Origin of the sequence: Escherichia sp. E14V7 (genome assembly GCF_004212225.1) — a bacterium.
Lineage (GTDB): Bacteria > Pseudomonadota > Gammaproteobacteria > Enterobacterales > Enterobacteriaceae > Escherichia.
Window position 1 is genome coordinate 254288 of record NZ_RHJJ01000001.1, and the last position, 20420, is coordinate 274707.

The window sequence follows — 20420 nt, forward strand, 5'->3', positions numbered from 1 at the left end:
TGCGAATTTTGCAAAAATATCACCACTACCAGCTCACCTTCGCCTCAAATCCACCTTGTTTTGCATTCCCAAACACAACATTCATGCCATGCAATTTGGCGATCCGCTGGACAATCGATAGCCCAAGCCCGCTGCCGGTAGCGGTTTGTCCTGGTGGGCGGTAGAAACGTTCACCAATTCGCGCCAGTGCCTCTGGTGTCACACCGGGGCCGTTGTCTCTTACGGTGAAATTATCTGCATTCAGAGTGACGTCCACCACGCTGCCCTGTGGACTGTAACGTACTGCGTTATCCAGCAGATTTCGTACCAGTAGACTTAGCAATAGCGGTTGTCCGGTGCGTTTGATGCCGTGGGCATTGAGCGTCAGCCGCACGTCAATTTTTGCCTGCTGCGCTGTATGGTAAATATCCATCACCGACGATTGCAGGAGGTCTTCAAGCGGGATCTCCGCGACGTCCTGAAGGTTATCCAGTGAGTCGAGCCGCGACAGGGTGAGCAACTGATCAACCAGGCGTGTGGCGCGATCGATCCCGGAATGTAATTGCATCAGTGCTTTTTTTCGTGCCTGCGGATCGTCGTCAGAAAGCTGTGCGACTTCGGTTTGTACTTTCAGCGCGGTTAACGGGCTACGCAGTTCGTGAGCGGCATCGGAGGTAAAGCGTCGTTCACGAACCATCATCGCATGTGTACGGTCGAAAAGTTGATTCAGCGACTCGACCAGCGGACGCACTTCGTTGGGTACACCGTCAGCGTTGAGCGGTTTTTCCGAGTCAGGATCGCGCATACGTAGCGCCAGAGCCAGTTTGTTTAGTGGCGAGAGTTCACGACCCAGTAGTACCATCATGATGATCAACATGATAGGCAGCGCGACAAGCCAGGGAATGAGCTGTCCAGTGACAATCGCCAGCGCCATGTCTTCGCGGTATTCCCACTCCTGGCCAACAACGATGCGATATTTACCATCATGTGACGTCATCCAGACAAAACGCCAGGGATCGTCTTCACCTACCAGTTGCCCGTTAGCAAACCCGTCACGTTGATAGCTGTAGGGAATATCTTCTCCATTGTCGCCATCGTTAAGGACCATGTTGCCGTCGTGAGTAAAGACAGCAAAGGTCAGTGCATCATCATCTACGTGACCGTGTTTTAATTTATTCGGTGTCTGCGCCATACGATCTGCCGCGTTGATTTCGTTAAGATCGAGCGTACTTAACCGCTTGGCAAACAGCATCAACTGGGTATCGAATAACTCATCGACATTATCAATTGTTTGTTTCCAGGCGACAAAGCTGGAGAGTAGCCAGGTCACCGAGGCCAGAATCAAAAAGATCAGCGTCAGTCTGACTCGCAGACTAAGGCGTTGGGTAAATTTCATTTATCACCTAATGTGTAGCCTATACCGTGAACAGTACGAATAAAGTCACTGCCAAGTTTGCGCCGCAGGTGATGTACATGCACTTCGACGGCATTACTGGTGACCTCTTCGTCCCAGGTATACAGTTTTTCTTCAATCAGTTTGCGCGGCAGTACCCGACCGGCGTTACGCATCAGTAATTCCAACAGGGCAAATTCTTTTGGTTTCAGCGTTAAGGGTTCGCCAGCCAGCGTGGCGATACGTTTGCCGGGGTCGAGCATGACGTTACCGTGGCGCAGCTCGTTGCTGGCCTGGCCGTTGGTTCGGCGCATCAGAGCTTCCAGCCTGGCGGCCACTTCTATCAATGCAAAAGGTTTGCATAGATAATCGTCGGCTCCCAGACGCAAACCTTCCACGCGTTCGGCCAGAGCGTCGCGAGCGGTGAGAATCAGTACCGGTTCACGCTGATCTTTACTCCGCCACTCGCGTAAAATATCGCGACCATCCATTCCCGGTAAGGTGAGATCAAGGATCACCGCGTCATAAGGCGCGCTATAAAGCGCCTCTTTTCCCTGACGGCCTTCCGTAAACCAGTCGACGCTAAAACCCATCTTACTCAGACCTGTTTTGATGCCATCGCCAATCAGCATGTCATCTTCTATCAGTAAAATTCGCATCTTTTCATCCCTGCGATAACTGTATTTGTTGCAAGTAAACCGTGTTGTAACGTGCTCTGTACAGCCCTAAATTTTCTTTTTTTTCCTTAAGAAGTTGTTAAGGACTATCTTGTTTAATACTCGGAAACAGACATTAAAGGGAGTAACAAACATGAAAAAATTCGCAGCAGCAATTGCAGTAATGGCCCTGTGCAGCGCACCGGTAATGGCAGCAGAGCAGGGTGGTTTTTCTGGCCCATCGGCAACACAAAGTCAGACCGGAGGATTCCAGGGGCCGAACGGCAGCGTAACTAACGTAGAAAACGCGAAATCTCTGCGTGACGACACCTGGGTAACTCTGCGTGGCAATATCGTTGAGCGCATCTCTGACGATCTGTATCTGTTCAAAGATGCCAGCGGCACCATCAATGTAGATATCGACCACAAACGCTGGAACGGTGTGACGGTAACGCCGAAAGATACGGTTGAGATTCAGGGCGAAGTGGATAAAGACTGGAACTCTGTTGAAATTGACGTTAAACAGATCCGCAAAGTAAACCCGTAATTTTACCGCTCCCGGGACGCGTTCCCGGGAATAATTTCGCAGGGAGGCAAAATGACAAACCTGACACTGGATGTAAACATTATCGATTTCCCTTCAACCCGCGTGGCGATGTTGCCACATCGCTGTAGCCCTGAGTTACTCAACTACAGCGTGGCAAAATTTATCATGTGGCGCAAAGAGACGGGGCTTTCTCCTGTTAACCAAAGCCAGACTTTTGGCGTCGCCTGGGACGATCCTGCCACCACCGCGCCTGAAGCATTTCGCTTTGATATCTGTGGCAGCGTTAACGAACCGATTCCGGATAATCGTTATGGCGTGAGTAATGGTGAACTTACTTCGGGACGTTATGCCGTAGCCCGCCATGTTGGCGACCTGGATAACATATCTCATACCATCTGGGCCATCATTCGCCGCTGGCTTCCTGAAAGTGGTGAGAAAATGCGTAAAGCACCGCTCCTGTTTCACTACACCAATCTTGCCGAAGGGATGACAGAGCAGCGACTGGAAACGGATGTTTATGTGCCGTTGGTGTGATGGGGAATCTTGTGAGCCAAATGTGTCTTTGTGCTTGATAAGTGGGTCGTTAACGAAAAGATTACTGCTCGCAAAAATTCTAAGTACCGCGATGCAGAGCATACCGTTTTGCAGCAGGTCGAGTATCTGGCGCTGGATAATTCGGTCACTGGCTATAACCGTTATCGCGCGGGAGAGGTTGATCTGACCTGGGTTCCGGCGCAGAAAATTCCTGCTATCGAAAAATCGTTGCCAGGCGAGTTGCAGATTATCCCGCGTCTGAACAGCGAATATTACAACTTCAATATGCAGAAAACGCCGTTTGACGACGTGCGTGTGCGGCGGGCGTTATATTTGACGGTCGACAGACAGTTAATCGCGCAAAAGGTACTTGGGCTGCGAACCCCTGCAACGACGTTGACGCCGCCAGAAGTTGAAGGCTTTAACGCGCCGATGTTCGATGAACTGCAACAGCCAATGAGTGAGCGCGTGGCGACGGCAAAAGCATTGCTGAAACAGGCGGGATACGACGCCTCTCACCCGCTACGCTTTGAACTGTTCTACAACAAATACGATCTGCATGAGAAAACGGCGATAGCCTTGTCTTCCGAATGGAAAAAATGGCTTGGCGCACAGGTGACGCTGCGCACGATGGAGTGGAAAACGTATCTTGATGCCCGGCGTAGCGGTGATTTCATGTTGTCGCGGCAGTCGTGGGATGCGACGTATAATGATGCTTCCACCTTCCTGAACACGCTTAAAAGCGATAGTGAAGAGAACGTCGGTCACTGGAAAAACACGCAGTATGACGCGTTATTGAATCAGGCGGCGCAAACCACCGATGCGGGGAAACGTAACGTGCTGTATCAACAGGCCGAGGCCATTATCAACCAGCAGGCTCCGCTCATTCCCATCTACTATCAACCGCTGATCAAACTGCTTAAACCCTACGTTGGCGGTTTCCCGCTGCATAATCCTCAGGATTATGTCTACAGCAAAGAGTTGTATATCAAGGCACATTGATGCCTTTATCGCCGCCGGAGCACGTCCGGCGGCGCTAATGACGCTGATCTCCTGTGACTCGACGCGGCAGATAATGTAGTATCTCCAGCAATATTGCCCCTTTGAAGGCTGGCGAATAAGTTGAGGAATCAGAATTAATGAGCGATATGGCAGAGCGCCTTGCGCTGCATGAGTTTACGGAGAACGCCTACTTAAACTACTCCATGTACGTGATCATGGACCGTGCGTTGCCGTTTATTGGTGATGGTCTGAAACCCGTTCAACGCCGCATTGTGTATGCGATGTCAGAACTGGGCCTGAATGCGACCGCCAAATTTAAAAAGTCGGCTCGTACTGTCGGTGACGTACTGGGTAAATACCATCCGCATGGCGACAGCGCCTGCTATGAAGCGATGGTGCTGATGGCGCAGCCATTCTCTTACCGTTATCCGCTGGTGGACGGGCAGGGGAACTGGGGGGCGCCGGACGATCCGAAATCGTTCGCAGCAATGCGTTACACCGAATCCCGCCTGTCGAAATATTCCGAGCTTTTATTAAGTGAACTGGGGCAAGGAACGGCGGATTGGGTGCCAAACTTCGATGGCACGTTGCAAGAGCCGAAAATGCTCCCCGCCCGCTTGCCGAATATTTTACTTAACGGCACCACCGGCATTGCCGTCGGCATGGCGACGGATATTCCGCCGCACAACCTGCGTGAAGTCGCTCAGGCGGCAATCGCCTTAATTGAGCAGCCCAATACCACGCTCGACCAGTTACTGGATATCGTGCAGGGGCCGGACTACCCGACCGAAGCGGAAATCATTACCTCGCGTGCCGAGATCCGTAAAATCTACGAGAACGGTCGCGGTTCTGTGCGTATGCGCGCGGTGTGGAAGAAAGAAGATGGCGCGGTGGTTATCAGCGCACTACCGCATCAGGTTTCTGGCGCGCGCGTGCTGGAGCAGATTGCTGCGCAAATGCGCAACAAGAAGCTGCCGATGGTTGACGATCTGCGCGATGAATCTGACCACGAGAACCCGACCCGTCTGGTGATCGTGCCGCGTTCCAACCGCGTGGATATGGAGCAGGTGATGAATCACCTCTTCGCTACCACCGATCTGGAAAAGAGCTATCGTATTAACCTCAATATGATCGGTCTGGATGGGCGTCCGGCGGTGAAAAACCTGCGGGAAATCCTCTGTGAATGGCTGGTGTTCCGTCGTGATACCGTACGCCGCCGTCTGAACTATCGTCTGGAGAAAGTCCTCAAGCGCCTGCATATCCTCGAAGGTTTGCTGGTGGCGTTTCTCAACATCGACGAAGTGATTGAGATCATTCGTAATGAAGATGAACCGAAACCGGCGCTGATGTCGCGCTTCGGCATTACGGAAACTCAGGCGGAAGCTATTCTCGAACTGAAACTGCGTCACCTCGCCAAACTGGAAGAGATGAAGATTCGCGGTGAGCAGAACGAGCTGGAAAAAGAGCGCGATCAGTTGCAGGGCATTCTGGCTTCCGAGCGCAAAATGAATAACCTGCTGAAGAAAGAGCTACAGGCCGACGCACAAGCGTATGGCGACGATCGCCGTTCGCCGCTGCAGGAACGCGAAGAAGCGAAAGCGATGAGCGAGCACGACATGCTGCCGTCTGAGCCGGTTACCATTGTGTTGTCGCAGATGGGCTGGGTGCGTAGTGCCAAAGGTCATGATATCGACGCCCCTGGTCTGAATTACAAAGCAGGTGACAGCTTCAAAGCTGCGGTGAAAGGCAAGAGTAACCAGCCTGTGGTGTTTGTAGACTCTACTGGACGCAGCTACGCCATCGACCCCATTACGCTGCCTTCAGCGCGTGGTCAGGGCGAACCGCTCACCGGTAAACTGACGTTGCCGCCAGGCGCTACCGTTGATCACATGCTAATGGAAAGCGACGATCAGAAACTGTTGATGGCTTCCGATGCAGGTTACGGATTCGTCTGTACCTTTAACGATCTGGTGGCGCGTAACCGTGCAGGTAAGGCACTGATTACTCTGCCAGAAAACGCGCATGTTATGCCTCCAGTGGTGATTCAGGATCCTTCCGATATGTTGCTGGCGATTACTCTGGCTGGACGTATGCTGATGTTCCCGGTCAGTGAACTCCCACAACTGTCGAAGGGTAAAGGCAACAAGATCATTAACATCCCGTCGGCAGAAGCCGCTCGTGGCGAGGATGGTCTTGCACATCTATATGTCCTGCCCCCACAAAGTACGCTGACGATTCATGTCGGGAAACGCAAAATCAAACTGCGCCCGGAAGAGTTGCTGAAAGTGACCGGTGAGCGTGGCCGTCGCGGCACCTTGATGCGTGGTTTACAGCGTATCGACCGCGTCGAGATTGACGCTCCGCGACGCGCTGACAGCGAAGAGTAAAATGCAGGAGAGGGCCGTACCTTCTCCTGTCAAAAAGGTGAACCGGATGAAACGTTGAAGTCGTCATCCGGTGCCGCATTTAGTCTGTATAAACAATAAAAATTCCCTTGAAACCGTTGTTTATTCATGCGTTGCGATTAACAATACGTTTTTCCAGAGAGCGGCTTTTAACAATGCCCTAACCTGATTTCAGGTGACGTACAATGCCAGTCTCTCAGATCTTCAGAGGGTGTTATGCTATATATCTTTCGTCTTATTATTACCGTTATTTACAGCATCTTAGTCTGTGTATTCGGCTCCATTTACTGCCTTTTCAGCCCGCGTAATCCGAAGCATGTGGCTACCTTCGGGCATATGTTTGGTCGTCTTGCGCCGCTGTACGGCCTGAAGGTCGAATGTCGCAAACCTGCTGATGCCGAAAGCTACGGTAATGCTATCTATATTGCTAACCATCAGAACAACTATGACATGGTGACGGCATCAAACATCGTGCAGCCGCCGACAGTCACTGTAGGTAAAAAGAGTTTGCTGTGGATCCCCTTCTTTGGGCAGTTGTACTGGTTAACCGGTAACTTATTGATCGACAGAAACAACCGTACTAAGGCACACGGCACTATCGCGGAAGTGGTGAATCACTTCAAAAAACGCCGTATTTCCATCTGGATGTTCCCGGAAGGTACCCGCAGTCGTGGTCGCGGCCTGCTACCGTTCAAGACCGGGGCATTTCACGCGGCAATTGCAGCAGGTGTGCCGATTATTCCCGTGTGTGTTTCCACGACTTCGAATAAGATTAATCTTAACCGACTGAATAATGGTTTAGTGATCGTAGAAATGCTGCCGCCAATTGATGTCAGTCAATATGGTAAAGATCAGGTTCGCGAGCTGGCGGCCCATTGTCGTTCGATAATGGAACAAAAAATCGCCGAGCTCGATAAAGAAGTCGCAGAACGCGAAGCCGCCGGAAAAGTTTAAGTCGGCAATCTGTATTTTTGCGGGAACACTTTCCTGCACGGTATTACTTTAGCCAGTTTTACATGGAGCAAATATGTCACTCAGTCGGCGTCAGTTCATTCAGGCATCGGGGATTGCACTTTGTGCAGGCGCTGTTCCCCTGAAGGCCAGCGCAGCCGGGCAACAGCAACCGCTACCCGTTCCGCCGCTGCTTGAATCTCGCCGTGGGCAACCGCTGTTTATGACTGTACAACGTGCGCACTGGTCATTTACGCCAGGGACACGTGCGTCGGTCTGGGGAATCAATGGCCGTTACCTGGGGCCGACTATCCGCGTCTGGAAGGGCGACGATGTTAAGCTTATTTACAGCAACCGCCTGACAGAAAATGTCTCAATGACGGTGGCCGGGCTACAGGTGCCAGGCCCACTGATGGGCGGTCCGGCACGGATGATGTCGCCTAATGCTGACTGGGCGCCCGTACTCCCCATTCGCCAGAACGCAGCTACTCTGTGGTATCACGCCAATACCCCCAACCGCACGGCTCAGCAGGTCTATAACGGCCTTGCCGGGATGTGGCTGGTGGAAGATGAAGTCAGCAAGTCGCTGCCTATTCCCAACCATTATGGTGTGGATGATTTTCCGGTCATTATTCAGGATAAACGGCTGGATAACTTTGGTACGCCAGAATACAACGAACCGGGAAGCGGCGGCTTTGTTGGCGATACGCTGCTGGTTAACGGTGTACAAAGCCCGTACGTTGAAGTCTCGCGTGGCTGGGTGCGCTTGCGACTGCTGAACGCGTCGAACTCTCGTCGCTATCAACTACAGATGAGTGACGGACGCCCATTGCATGTAATTTCAGGCGATCAGGGATTCCTGCCTGCTCCTGTATCGGTGAAGCAACTTTCGCTGGCACCGGGCGAGCGTCGTGAGATTCTGGTGGATATGAGCAACGGTGATGAAGTGTCGATCACCTGTGGCGAAGCGGCGAGTATTGTTGATCGTATTCGTGGCTTCTTTGAGCCATCCAGCATTCTGGTTTCTACGCTGGTGCTAACGCTGCGCCCAACTGGGCTACTGCCGCTGGTCACTGACAGCCTGCCGATGCGCCTGTTGCCGACTGAAATTATGGCCGGTTCACCGATTCGTAGTCGTGATATTAGCCTGGGTGACGATCCTGGTATCAATGGGAAGTTGTGGGACGTCAACCGTATTGATGTCACCGCGCAGCAAGGAACGTGGGAACGCTGGACGGTACGCGCGGACGAGCCGCAAGCGTTCCATATTGAAGGCGTGATGTTCCAGATCCGCAACGTTAACGGCGCAATGCCGTTCCCGGAAGACAGAGGCTGGAAAGATACCGTTTGGGTCGACGGACAAGTGGAGCTGCTTGTCTATTTCGGTCAGCCTTCCTGGGCGCATTTCCCGTTCTACTTTAATAGCCAGACGCTGGAAATGGCCGATCGCGGCTCGATAGGGCAGCTGTTGGTCAATCCGATACCGTAATGGACCAATTAAATCTCCTGGCGATATGCAGTCCTCACGGTGAGGAAAGACGTAAACAGACGGGCCTGAATCATTCAGGCCCGTCTGTTTGTCAGGTTGAAAATAATCCTGGCAGCATCAGACTAAGCTGCGGGAAATAACAAATCATTGCCATTACTACAAACAATGCCAGAAACATTGGCAGTAATGGTTTTATTGCCCTGTCGATACTGACCTTACCAATGCTGCACCCCACAAACAGAATGGTGCCGACAGGTGGTGTGCAAAGGCCAATGGTTAAGTTGAAAACCATAATTATGCCGAAGTGAATGGGATCAATCCCCAGATGTTGGGCGATCGGCAGGAAAATAGGTGTAAATATCAGGATCGCCGGCGTGATATCCATAAAGGTACCGACGATCAACAGAATAATATTAATAATAAATAGAATGACCCATTTGTTATCCGAAACACTGGTAATCAGTTCGTTGATCAACTCAGGAACATCAGCATTCGTCATGGCCCATGACATCCCCATTGAACAGCCTACTAGTAACAGAACAATTGAACTGGTTACTACGGAGTCTAACAGAATGTCATTGAGTTTCTTGATGGTGATTTCACGGTAAATCATTGCCAGGGCTAAACTATAAATTACCGCAATTGCCGATGCTTCTGTAGGCGTAAAAACCCCTGCGATAATGCCGCCAATAATGATAAAAATAAGCATCAGGCTGGGAATTGATTCACGAAATATCTGCAAAAACTGACGAAAATTGATGCGTTCGGCTACCGGATAATGGTTACGTCGCGCATAAAGTGCAGCCACAAACATTAAAGCAATAGCGGTGAGAATGCCTGGCAAGTATCCGGCTAAGAACAACGCAGCAACAGAAGTCCCTCCGCTGGCGAGTGAATAGACAATCAACACATTGCTCGGTGGGATCATCAGGCCAATAGGTGCAGAGGCAATATTAACCGCCGCAGAGAACGCCGGATCATAGCCCTCTTTTTCCTGCAGTGGTGACATAATGCCACCTACCGCGGCGGCTGACGCAACGGCAGAACCTGAAATCGCACCAAACAGCGTGTTTGCAAGGATATTACAATGAGCCAGTGAGCCTGGCAGACGCCCAACTAATGCTTGCGCCAGGTTAACCAGCCGCCGGGCGATGCCTCCGGTATTCATAATGTTTCCGGCTAACACGAAAAAGGGAATGGCTAATAACGTAAAGCCATCCAGTCCCACTGTCATTTTTTGCGAAATCACAGAAATGGCGGCATCGGGAGGTAAGGCAGTAATAATAGATAACAGTGAAGAAAGGCCAATAGCAAAAGTAATTGGCACACCTATTGCCAGCATGACGGCAAAACTGCCAAATAAAATTAAGACGGGGTAGATATATTCAAAGTCCATACTTCCCTCGTTAATGAGAATTCCGTTTACGATAGTTGTCAATAATATTCATCACTGAATACCAGACCAGAATAAGCCCACTGGCAGGCATAACCCAATAGACCTTATCCATCGGCCATTTTAATACAGGAGAAATTTGTCCAACATGTTGTGCTTTTTCAACAACAATGTTTCCTCCATAGATCATAAAAATAACTGCAAAAACGGTAATAATAATTTGGATAAAACTGTCAAGCGTCAGAACAGATGCCGCAGGAAGTTTCTGAGCCAACAAATCAATCGCCAGATGTTTTTTTAACCCAGCGGTATATACACCGCCAAGTAAAATCATCCACATAAATAAAATCTGGGTAAATTCATCAAGCACGGTGCTGGGAGCGTTAAAAATAAAACGAGCAATAACTTGCCAGGTTACGCAGAACACCATAATGGCAAGAATGATGCTGCAACATCCGGAAAGGATCTTGTTAAGAATATGAGTGAGTGTGCGCATAAGTCTTCCATGAAAGGGCAGGAATTACCTGCCCATTAAGGTTACATACTTTCTACTTGCTCAAGGTTTTTAGCCGATTGTGCATCTTTCGCCTTGAATTCATCGTATAGCGGTTTTACGCGTTCTTTGAAAGCGGATTTATCAACATCAACCACTGTTGCGTTCATCTCTTTCATTTTGTCGTAGGCTTCTTTTTCAGCGGCAGGCCAGATGACATCTTTCATTTGCATCATTGATTCATCGGCTGCCTTTAATAATGCCGTACGCTCTTTGTCGCCAAGTTTATTCAACACATTGGTGCTGATAATTAACACATCAGGCACCATGGTGTGTTCATCACGTGAATAGACTTTTGCCACCTCGGCGTGACGCATATCAGAATAGACAACGGTATTGTTTTCCCCGCCATCAACCACGCCTTGCTGAAGGGCGGTATAGAGTTCACCCTGGGCCATAGGTGTGGCGACACCGCCAAGTGCTTTCATCATTGCAATGGCGCTGGGGCTTTGCTGAACCCTGATTTTCATTCCTGCTAAATCTTCAGGTTTAGTAATTGGTTTATTGGCGTAAAAACTTCTCGCTCCGCCGTCATAATATGTGATACCGACGAAGCCTTTGCTTTCTGATGATTTGAGTATTTTTTTACCTAAATCACTTTGCAGAACGCGATAATAATGATCACGGTCACGGAATAAGAAAGGCAGGCTGAAAAGACTGTAATCCGGGGCGAAAGATTCCAGTGACGCAGCATTCACTTTCACCATCTGCAATGCGCCAGAGTTCATTAGTTCCAGTGATTCGCGCTCGTTACCCAATGTCGCATTTGGGTAAATACGAATAACTAGTTCACCATTAGAATATTCTTTGGTTTTATCAGCTAAATAGCTTAATGCTTTATGGACAGCATGGCTTTTATCCTGATTATGACTGAGTTTTAATGTTGTTTTCGCCAGTGTGGTATTGGAAATTAATAAACAACTGGTCAACAGCATAAGCGATGCCGTCAGAGGACGAAGTGCTTTCATATCCTGCTCCTGGTTAATATAACAGAAACGATAAATACAGCGCTTTTCTATCGTTATAATAAAAAGTGGTTATTAATTCGTTGTCAGATAATGGAAAATCCCTGCCGGAACTGGAATGCCTTCCTGCTGACATTTTTCTTTATAGTGCATTTGTGGATCGTTCGGTGCTAATACTTTTTCAACGCCGGGAACCGGTTTAACGGCATGAAGTTCCGTGACCATTTGCGCCATAGTTTCAGCAAAAACAGGATTGCCGAGCTTTTTCGGATCGATGGCAATAACCAAACTTGCCAGCTTACGCATCTTGTCATAATCGCCATACATGCGAACAATATGGTTACCAAAATTCGCATTCATCAGCACGCCAGTCAGTGCATCTATAGCCAGCGCAATGCCTGAACCTTTGTGCTGACCGAAAGGTAACAGGTTTTCAATTTTATGCGGATCAGTGGTGCCATTACCGTCTTTATCTATCGCCAGTCCTTCACCAATATGTTTTCCGGTTTCCTTTGCATGAAGTATTTTGCCGAAAGCCGTGGCACTGGTCGCCATATCAACAATCATCGGATGGCTGTTTTCCACCGGAAAGCCAAAGGCGATGGGGTTCGTTCCCAAAAAGCGCCCGGCACCGCCATGAGGCGCTACGCAGGTATCGGTTTGCGTCATTACGATAGCAATCAATCCTTGGTTGGTGACCATCTCTGCAAAATAAGATAACGCGCCACAGTGAGAGGCGTTTTTAACGCTAACAAACCCAAGACCTTCTTCCTGTGCCAGTTTGATGGCGTGCTCTGTGGCACTAATTAATGCTGAATGCCCCATCCCGTCATCAGAGTCGAGAATGGCCACTGACGGTGATATTTGCTCAATACTAAATTGCGCGGTTTTATTTAACCCTCCGGCAGCAAGGCGAGTGCAATAATGTTCGACACGCATAACACCGTGAGAATGCACACCGGTAATATCGGCATGTACTAAAACATCCGTAACTTGTTGTGCGGTGTTAGTATCCAGCCCGGCAGTATATAATTTGTGGTGTACCAGTGATTTTAAATTTGCTTCACCGACATAAACAGTTGTCATCTTTGTTCCCTTAAAAAGTGATCACACCCTTGACCATATTTTTATTTTCTACAACGTTACGCTGGTAATCTTCGCCAACACTAAAGAAATCAAACTCCTGATTTTTCATTAAGTTTTCGTGAATTTTATTGCTGCGCATCAGTTCAATAACTAACGCGAAATCTTCCCGTGTGGCATTACGACTGCTGAGTAACGTTGTCTCTTTTTTGTGGAAGGTTGGATCGTCAATAACGAGCTCACCGATATACAAACCGATGAAAACAATTTTGCCGCCATGACGAATAAGATTTACATCCTGACTCATCGAGGCTTTATTTCCCGTAGCATCCAGTACTACGCAAGCCAGTTCGCCGCCAAAAGCCTCACGAAGCGCGGTAATAAAATCTTCCTGTGTGGGATCGAAGGCATTAATAGCAAGATTATCCACAACGTGCTGGCGACGTTGACTATCAATATCAGCAACAACAACCTGCGCCCCTTTAGCCCGGGCGATGGCTGCTGTTGCCAGACCGATTGGCCCGGCGCCAATCACCAGTACGTTTTGTGCAGCCTTGATCTCAGCCCGACGAACGGCATGTGCTCCAATGGCGAAGCATTCAACCAATGCGCCGGCGCTGTCGCTGACCTCGTCAGGGAGCGGCACAAGGTTGTCTTCACGTACCGCAAGGTACTCACTAAAACCCCCATCCTGATGCACGCCATACAGCGAAACACGTTCACAGCAGTTCGTTTTCTCTTCCCGACAGGCGGCGCACTCACCACATGGAATGCATGGGATAACGGAATAGCGCTGGCCTGATTGTGCAATCTGGCACTGACTGCCTCGCGAAACCGCTTCGGCGCATATTTCATGACCTAATACACGTGGGTAGCTAAAAAAAGGCTGTCTCCCGGCAAATGCGTGAATATCAGTACCACAAATACCCACAGCTTTGATTTTTAATAGCACTTCATTATCTGCTGGTGTGGGAATATCCTTTTCCACATATTCCATAACGCCAGGCTGCTGACAAATTAATGTTTTCATTTTTGCTTATCCGATAATAACTGGCTGATGGTGGCCTTGATGCCTTTGTTTTTTATATTCGCAAAAGCGATTTTTATTTCATTTATAAATGGTTGATGATTGCTTAATTCACCAAATATGGCGCTAAGGTGCAGTAATGCGAGCGCCTGTTGCCATGCGTCTTGTTGTTCCTTTATTAGCGCCTGAAATTGTTCACTCATTGGATCTGCGACAGACTGGCTTTTCTCAAAAGCTTCAATGACATAATGCAACCAGCCAGCAACGAGCAGTGACAGACCTGCATTGTTTTGTTTTTGCTGATGCAATTTCAGCCAGGGAGTCAGCGCACGCTGGGGAAGCTTTTGCGAACCGTCCATAGCGATTTGCCCGGTACGGTGTGCAACATTACGGTTGCTAAAGCGTTCAATTAACAGGTCGGCGTATTCCTGGGCATCGATATTTAAGTCTGGATTAAGTGTTCGGGCTTGTTCATTAATCATCAACTGGCGGGTAATGGAACGAAAATCAGCGTCTTCCATGCATTGCCAGATAAATTCATAGCCTGCCAGTGAGCCGTTATAAGCCAGAAATGAATGGCTACCGTTTAACATGCGTAACTTCATCTCTTCATAAGGCTGAACATTGCTGACAAACATCGCGCCTGCTTTATCCCATTGTGGTCGCCCGTGAACAAAATTATCTTCGATCACCCACTGACGAAATGATTCGCAGACGATCCCGCAGGGATCGGCATAACCGGTTTTAGTTTCCAGTAAGGCGAATTGCGATTCGGTCATTGCCGGAACAATGCGATCTACCATCGTGCCTGGAAATGAGACATTTTCTTCGATCCACTGAGCCAGGGGCTGATCCAGTTGTCGGGCAAAACCGAGAACGGCATTTCGCGTCAGATGCCCATTGTCTGGCAAGTTGTCGCAGGAGAGCACGCTAAAAGCGGCGAGTCCTGCCGCTTTACGTTGTTGCAAAGCACAGACGATCAAGCCAATAGCCGACTGAGGCGCATCCGGGTTTTGTAGATCGTGTTTGATTAATCCATTGGTGAGATCAAGTGATCGCGTTTGCGAATCGAGGCAATAGCCTTTCTCGGTGATGGTTAATGAAACGATTTTTACCTGAGGTTCAGTCAATTTCTGGATTGCTGCGGTAATGCCATCCACGGGGGTATGAATACCGCCAGTCACCGAACGCACAAGGCGTGAGGTAGATTGCGATGCAGACGTTTCCACCACCGAAAACAGCCCATTTTGCGCATTTAAGTTTTCAATCAGTTGAGCATCACCAAACAGGTTGATCTCAAAGATCCCCCAGCGGGTGTCCGAGAGCTGATTAGTGAGATCCGTGTAGACAGCCTGGTGTCCGCGATGAAACGCGCCAAAACCAATATGGACAATATCTGCCTGTAACCTGTCCCGAGGCCAGATGGTTACCTGATCATAGTTGGCGACAGCGATGCTTTCGTTCCCTGACATTATGCTCTTACTCCTGGTAGCTGGTGTGTGTAGACCAATTTACATAATTCACTAGACCAAAAACAGAGAGATGCATCACGCTTGCAGAGAAAGGTAAAAGTACGGAACAGAACAACGAGGTGTTATTTATATCTATATCAATGAGTTATAAGAATAAATTGAAAGGAAAGTTTTTTAGGTGTCAGTTTTTGGGATAATTGCCGCTAATCTAAGATATCTGATGATAATCGATTTATTAGACCAATTAAAAAGAGAGCGTGTACCAGTGGAGGGCGGAACGCAGAGCCAGCGTCATTTTTTACGTCAGCTCTGGACTAATGAAGGTTAACGAGCGAAGAAAAAGTCATCAAAGTCGCTGATGGAAGCGTCTTGTTTGAAGATTTTGATCAGTTCATTTTTGCTGTTTTCCAGATGGTTCCAGGATGCTTCTCTGGCAAGCTCTGAATCTTTCTGTTGCAGCGCAAGGAAAATAGCCTGGTGATCTTCCAGCCATTGCAGACGCAAATGCTTTTCGTGAAGGTATTTGTAGTTCAGCTTCTTCCAGCGGGGGTTTTCTGTGCGCACTGCCCGCCATAATTCGGCCGCTTGTTTGATCAGCACCCGATTTTGCGTTGCTTCGGCAATAAGGCTATGAAAACGGTGATCCAACTCTTCAAATTTATCACTTTCCGCTGCGATAGCCTTTTCCTGCAAGCTAATGATTTTCTTTAATTCTTGTAATTCGTTAAAGCTGATCTGGCTGGCTGCAAAACCAGTAATATTGCTCTCGATCACCTGACGCGCCTGCAACAGTTCAAACGGGCCAATTTCTGAATAAGGCATTAATGATTTCTGATTGAGCTTATCGGTGGAATCGACAAAGAAGATCCCTGACCCTTGCTTCACATTCAGCACGCCTTTGAGTTCCAGCATAATGATAGCTTCACGAATGGTAGTCCGGCTGGTATTAAACCGCTCGCTCAGTTCACGTTCTGAAGGTAAGCGCTCTCCGGCTTTAAATACGCCTGAATACAGCAGCTCTTCAATCTGTAGACCAATATCGTAATAGCGGCGCTTTGTAATAACCTGTTCCATACCTTGCCTTACTGTGGGTGTCCTCGGTTAGCTGATCGTCGTGCAACATGACCTGAACGTTGCTGATCGGCATAAATAGTAGCGGCAGTTGCCACGCTACCGCTAGCCTTAAATGTGTTTGCCTCGATCGGCAGTGAAAACTTCACCAGGTATTTTGTCACCGTTTATCAACATCACTTCATTTCCGCGCGCGATACAGCGTATAATCCCCGGCCTTTGATTATTTTTTTACCATTTCTGGAAGCAAAATGAGCTCTATCTCCCTGATCCAACCGGATCGCGACCTGTTCTCCTGGCCGCAGTACTGGGCCGCCTGTTTTGGACCGGCACCGTTTTTGCCGATGTCTCGTGAAGAGATGGATCAACTTGGCTGGGATAGCTGCGACATCATTTTGGTTACTGGCGACGCGTATGTCGATCACCCAAGCTTCGGAATGGCGATCTGCGGTCGTATGCTGGAAGCGCAGGGCTTTCGCGTTGGGATCATCGCCCAGCCGGACTGGAGCAGCAAAGACGACTTTATGCGTCTGGGTAAACCGAATCTGTTTTTCGGCGTTACTGCTGGCAACATGGACTCGATGATCAACCGCTATACCGCCGATCGCCGTTTACGTCATGACGATGCCTACACACCGGATAACGTCGCGGGTAAGCGTCCGGATCGCGCCACACTGGTTTATACCCAGCGTTGTAAAGAGGCGTGGAAAGATGTGCCGGTGATCCTCGGCGGTATTGAGGCCAGTCTGCGCCGTACCGCGCATTATGATTACTGGTCCGATACCGTGCGCCGTTCCGTGCTGGTGGATTCGAAAGCCGACATGCTGATGTTCGGTAACGGTGAACGTCCGCTGGTGGAAGTGGCGCATCGTCTGGCGATGGGCGAGCCGATTAGTGAAATCCGCGATGTGCGTAATACCGCGATTATCGTGAAAGAAGCACTGCCTGGCTGGAGCGGCGTGGATTCCACCCGTCTCGATACCCCGGGGAAAATCGACCCGATCCCGCATCCGTATGGTGAAGACCTGCCGTGCGCGGATAACAAACCGGTGGCGCCGAAAAAACAAGAAGCCAAAGCCGTTACCGTGCAGCCGCCGCGCCCGAAACCGTGGGAAAAAACCTACGTGTTGCTGCCTTCTTTCGAGAAAGTGAAGGGCGACAAAGTGCTGTACGCTCATGCTTCGCGTATTCTGCACCACGAAACTAACCCAGGCTGCGCTCGCGCACTGATGCAAAAACATGGCGACCGCTATGTGTGGATCAACCCGCCTGCTATTCCACTTTCTACCGAAGAGATGGACAGCGTCTTTGCGCTGCCGTACAAGCGCGTGCCGCATCCGGCTTACGGTAATGCCCGTATTCCGGCTTACGAAATGATTCGTTTCTCGGTCAATATTATGCGCGGCTGCTTTGGCGGCTGCTCTTTCTGCTCTATTACCGAGCATGAAGGGCGCATTATTCAGAGCCGTTCCGAAGATTCGATCATCAATGAGATCGAAGCGATCCGCGACACCGTTCCTGGCTTTACTGGCGTGATTTCCGATCTCGGTGGGCCAACTGCCAACATGTATATGTTGCGCTGCAAATCGCCACGCGCTGAACAGACCTGCCGTCGCTTGTCGTGCGTTTACCCGGATATTTGTCCGCATATGGACACTAACCACGAACCGACGATCAACCTCTATCGCCGTGCGCGCGATCTGAAAGGGATTAAAAAGATCCTGATCGCCTCCGGCGTGCGTTATGACATCGCCGTAGAAGATCCACACTATATCAAAGAGCTGGCGACCCATCACGTCGGCGGTTATCTGAAGATTGCCCCGGAACATACCGAAGAAGGGCCGTTATCGAAGATGATGAAGCCGGGCATGGGCAGCTATGACCGCTTTAAAGAGCTGTTCGACACCTATTCCAAACAGGCAGGTAAAGAGCAGTATCTGATCCCCTATTTCATCTCTGCACACCCGGGTACGCGTGATGAAGATATGGTGAACCTGGCGCTGTGGCTGAAAAAGCATCGCTTCCGCCTCGACCAGGTACAGAACTTCTACCCATCACCGCTGGCTAACTCGACCACCATGTATTACACCGGCAAAAACCCGCTGGCGAAGATTGGTTATAAGAGTGAAGACGTCTTCGTACCGAAGGGCGACAAACAGCGTCGTTTGCATAAAGCGTTGTTGCGTTACCACGATCCGGCAAACTGGCCGTTAATCCGTCAGGCGCTGGAAGCAATGGGTAAAAAGCATCTGATTGGCAGCCGTCGCGATTGCTTAGTGCCTGCGCCAACCATTGAAGAGATGCGTGAGGCTCGCCGCCAGAACCGCAATACCCGTCCGGCGTTGACCAAACATACGCCGATGGCGACCCAGCGTCAGACGCCTGCTACGGCAAAAAAAGCGTCGTCTACGCAATCTCGTCCGGTGAATGCTGGCGCGAAGAAACGCCCTAAAGCAGCGGTCGGACGTTAAAAACAATCCCCGGCAACTGACACGCTGCCGGGGATTTTTTTATCATTCTGCGTACATACGCAAGCAGCGCAGGCAATCGAAATAGTCCTGCGCATCAAGACGCGTATTAGCTCTGTTAGCTTCAGATTTTGCCGCATAGATTTGTGGGCGTAATGCTTTCATATCCTGCTCAAGTCGGGTGATTTTGGCATTTAATGTTTGCACATTGCTCGCCAGCTGATTGACCTTTTGCTCATTGACGCAGCCACTGAGCAAGCAGGTTGCCAGAACAACAGCTCCCACGGTGAAAATCGTTTTCATATAGTGTTCCCTTTTATTTATTGTTCCGGCTAATTGTTATTTAATTCAGCTCATTGCTTTAATCTGGCGGCAGTCTTCGCTTCAATCTGTTTAAGTAAGCTTCCGCCGCCTGGGCGGATAAAATCGGCAATTTCCCACTTACCCTCACGCCGCTGTAAAACAAATTCTTGCTCTTCGCTGTTGCCATTGGTCAATGCAAAACGAACATAAATACGAGCGGAGTCGGCAGTTTTCTCCAGCACACGAATTTCATCAACGCGTGAAAATAACGACTCTTCGCCAAAACAGATTGGGTTGTCGTAGATAAATTGCCGCTCTAATTGCATATTTTCATCGGAGTTACTGTCAGTCTTGAAGGTGGTTTTATAGAAGGCATTAACAGCCTGGCGATAGGTGTTGGAAACAACCCACGTCCAGGGCCAGCTATAATGAGTGATATGGCCAAACAACTCGGCGACAAAGGCTTCAGGCTGCTCTTTTTGCAGCGATGCCAGTACCGCCAATATTTTTTCATTCTCACCATTAACCGACTGCCAGACGCTGCCATGATTGCTGACAATATCATCAATCACCCAACGACCATTTTCTGCCACCATCTTCAGTGTTTGCGTGGTCTTTTCTTTATCGTCTTTATAGGGACGAAAGCGCACAAGGGCATCCACGTGATCGGCATCCGTTTGAGTAACCGCGACACTTTCTAACACCAGATCGCCGTAATCCTGACAATCGCAAACCGGATCGTAATCCAGCCAGCCAATATTACCCGGCAGTGTGAGATTGTCATTCAAGGTTAGCGCCTTTTGCATTCGCGTTGATGTTATTGCTTGCTCACTGTTATCAGCGAAATAAGGAACGCTAGCCCCACCGGTATAGTATTGATAAATCTGCCTGACTGTTTGTTCAGCGGTTAGCGAGGGGGATTGCGCCTGGAGGGTAAAACTTAAAAAGGCTGCCAAAAACAGAATCATTATTTTCATCTGTTTTTCACCTCTCCGTCGCGTTTATCCCTGGTGTAGATGAGTTGTTCCTTTAAGAGCTTCCAGCTCCGCATGATGATGTCCTTATATTTGGTGTTCCTGAACAGGGGAGAGTAACAACGGGCGGGAGGCGAGGGGAATAAATGATTTCT

17 protein-coding genes and 1 pseudogene are annotated in these 20420 nt (G+C 49.4%); 7 read left to right on the forward strand and 11 right to left on the reverse strand.

Annotated features, from left to right (window positions below; translation table 11 throughout):
- Nucleotides 1-25 precede the first annotated feature (25 nt).
- Complete coding sequence (qseC, locus tag D9741_RS01265; protein ID WP_130218182.1) at nucleotides 26-1375, reverse strand: quorum sensing histidine kinase QseC; 1350 nt, start codon at nucleotides 1373-1375, stop codon at nucleotides 26-28.
- Entirely contained in the window at nucleotides 1372-2031 is a 660-nt protein-coding gene (qseB, locus tag D9741_RS01270; RefSeq protein WP_130218180.1) for a quorum sensing response regulator transcription factor QseB, read from the reverse strand. The genes qseC and qseB overlap by 4 nt, the downstream gene beginning before the upstream one ends.
- Before the next feature lie 151 nt (nucleotides 2032-2182).
- Between qseB and ygiW the strand changes: the two genes are divergently transcribed.
- The 6 genes and pseudogenes from ygiW (at nucleotide 2183) to ftsP (ending at nucleotide 8956) form a co-directional block, all read left to right on the forward strand.
- Nucleotides 2183-2575 carry an OB fold stress tolerance protein YgiW gene (ygiW, locus tag D9741_RS01275; protein ID WP_096251400.1) on the forward strand — a complete coding sequence of 131 codons (393 nt, stop codon included), beginning with the start codon at nucleotides 2183-2185 and terminating at the stop codon, nucleotides 2573-2575.
- Nucleotides 2576-2626: 51 nt separating this feature from the next.
- Nucleotides 2627-3109, forward strand: a complete 483-nt coding sequence (locus D9741_RS01280) for a GyrI-like domain-containing protein (RefSeq protein WP_130218178.1) — start codon at nucleotides 2627-2629, stop codon at nucleotides 3107-3109.
- 27 nt (nucleotides 3110-3136) lie between these two features.
- A pseudogene (locus D9741_RS01285) lies at nucleotides 3137-4111 on the forward strand (ABC transporter substrate-binding protein); the annotation flags it as partial.
- Nucleotides 4112-4248: 137 nt separating this feature from the next.
- Nucleotides 4249-6498, forward strand: coding sequence for a DNA topoisomerase IV subunit A (gene parC, locus D9741_RS01290; protein WP_130218176.1), 2250 nt, complete (start codon nucleotides 4249-4251; stop codon nucleotides 6496-6498).
- Nucleotides 6499-6732: 234 nt separating this feature from the next.
- The gene (plsC, locus tag D9741_RS01295) at nucleotides 6733-7470 is read left to right on the forward strand and encodes a 1-acylglycerol-3-phosphate O-acyltransferase (RefSeq protein WP_000965725.1); all 738 of its coding nucleotides are present in this window, start codon (nucleotides 6733-6735) and stop codon (nucleotides 7468-7470) included.
- A gap of 73 nt (nucleotides 7471-7543) precedes the next feature.
- Nucleotides 7544-8956, forward strand: coding sequence for a cell division protein FtsP (ftsP, locus tag D9741_RS01300; protein ID WP_130218174.1), 1413 nt, complete (start codon nucleotides 7544-7546; stop codon nucleotides 8954-8956).
- A 91-nt stretch (nucleotides 8957-9047) separates the two neighbouring features.
- Here the strand turns inward: ftsP and D9741_RS01305 are convergent, their stop codons facing one another.
- The 7 genes from D9741_RS01305 to D9741_RS01335 all read right to left on the reverse strand — a co-directional run bounded on the left by D9741_RS01305 (nucleotide 9048) and on the right by D9741_RS01335 (nucleotide 16523).
- Complete coding sequence (locus tag D9741_RS01305; RefSeq protein WP_130218172.1) at nucleotides 9048-10352, reverse strand: TRAP transporter large permease subunit; 1305 nt, start codon at nucleotides 10350-10352, stop codon at nucleotides 9048-9050.
- A gap of 10 nt (nucleotides 10353-10362) precedes the next feature.
- Nucleotides 10363-10845, reverse strand: coding sequence for a TRAP transporter small permease (locus tag D9741_RS01310; protein ID WP_130218170.1), 483 nt, complete (start codon nucleotides 10843-10845; stop codon nucleotides 10363-10365).
- A 41-nt stretch (nucleotides 10846-10886) separates the two neighbouring features.
- Complete coding sequence (locus D9741_RS01315; protein WP_130218168.1) at nucleotides 10887-11870, reverse strand: TRAP transporter substrate-binding protein; 984 nt, start codon at nucleotides 11868-11870, stop codon at nucleotides 10887-10889.
- 72 nt (nucleotides 11871-11942) lie between these two features.
- A complete protein-coding gene (locus D9741_RS01320) occupies nucleotides 11943-12953 on the reverse strand; it encodes an Ldh family oxidoreductase (RefSeq protein ID WP_130218166.1) in 1011 nt (336 codons plus the stop codon).
- Nucleotides 12954-12963: 10 nt separating this feature from the next.
- On the reverse strand, nucleotides 12964-13980 hold the full coding sequence (locus tag D9741_RS01325; RefSeq protein ID WP_130218164.1) for a zinc-binding alcohol dehydrogenase family protein: 1017 nt from the start codon (nucleotides 13978-13980) through the stop codon (nucleotides 12964-12966).
- On the reverse strand, nucleotides 13977-15449 hold the full coding sequence (locus D9741_RS01330; RefSeq protein WP_130218162.1) for a mannitol dehydrogenase family protein: 1473 nt from the start codon (nucleotides 15447-15449) through the stop codon (nucleotides 13977-13979). The genes D9741_RS01325 and D9741_RS01330 overlap by 4 nt, the downstream gene beginning before the upstream one ends.
- A 324-nt stretch (nucleotides 15450-15773) precedes the next feature.
- The gene (locus D9741_RS01335) at nucleotides 15774-16523 is read right to left on the reverse strand and encodes a FadR/GntR family transcriptional regulator (RefSeq protein WP_130218160.1); all 750 of its coding nucleotides are present in this window, start codon (nucleotides 16521-16523) and stop codon (nucleotides 15774-15776) included.
- A gap of 248 nt (nucleotides 16524-16771) precedes the next feature.
- Between D9741_RS01335 and D9741_RS01340 the strand changes: the two genes are divergently transcribed.
- Nucleotides 16772-18991 (forward strand): YgiQ family radical SAM protein, encoded by a 2220-nt coding sequence (locus D9741_RS01340; RefSeq protein WP_130218158.1) that lies wholly within the window; start codon nucleotides 16772-16774, stop codon nucleotides 18989-18991.
- Nucleotides 18992-19033: 42 nt separating this feature from the next.
- On the opposite strand, the gene yqhH is transcribed toward D9741_RS01340, so the two are convergent.
- Together yqhH and D9741_RS01350 are read right to left on the reverse strand one after the other, a co-directional pair.
- Nucleotides 19034-19291: a lipoprotein YqhH gene (yqhH, locus tag D9741_RS01345; RefSeq protein ID WP_060634551.1), complete on the reverse strand. Its 258-nt coding sequence runs from the start codon at nucleotides 19289-19291 to the stop codon at nucleotides 19034-19036.
- Between the two features lie 50 nt (nucleotides 19292-19341).
- A complete protein-coding gene (locus D9741_RS01350; RefSeq protein WP_130218156.1) occupies nucleotides 19342-20268 on the reverse strand; it encodes a YbjP/YqhG family protein in 927 nt (308 codons plus the stop codon).
- Between the last annotated feature and the right edge of the window lie 152 nt (nucleotides 20269-20420).